Source organism: Enterobacter sp. IF2SW-B1, assembly GCF_001743375.1.
GTDB classification, from domain to species: Bacteria; Pseudomonadota; Gammaproteobacteria; order Enterobacterales; family Enterobacteriaceae; genus Enterobacter; species Enterobacter bugandensis.
The window spans coordinates 1-384 of sequence record NZ_MJAA01000324.1 but is presented as its reverse complement, the minus strand read 5'-3'; the positions used below and the strand labels follow the sequence as shown (position 1 = coordinate 384).

Sequence of the window (384 nt, the reverse complement as noted above, 5' to 3'; positions counted from 1 at the left end):
CGCCACGCTGCTGCTCTCCTTAACGCTGCTGCCGATGGCCGACTGGTTTGGCGGGGATAACAAAGCCAAAGGCTACCAGATGGCGATGACCGGCCTGGCGCTGATTGGTACCTGTATGTTCCTGTTCTGCTTCGCCACCGTGCGCGAGCGCGTGCGGCCGGCAGTGCAGACCAACGACGAGCTGAAAAACGCCCTGAAAGACGGGTGGAAAAACGACCAGTGGGGGCGCATTTTGCTGCTCACGCTGTGCAACGGCTGCCCGGGCTTTATCCGCATGGCGGCGACCATGTATTACGTCACCTGGGGGATGGGCCAGAGCACCCACTTCGCCACGCGGTTTATCTGCCTGGGCGTTGTCGGCATGATGCTTGGCAGCGTGCTGGC

Annotated in this window: 1 protein-coding gene; it reads left to right on the top strand. The window is 62.0% G+C overall.

Annotation, left to right across the window (positions count from 1 at the left end; all coding sequences use genetic code 11):
* Positions 1–384, top strand: a 384-nt coding sequence (locus tag A6013_RS24540; RefSeq protein WP_175437437.1) for an MFS transporter, incomplete at both ends; no start/stop codon positions are given.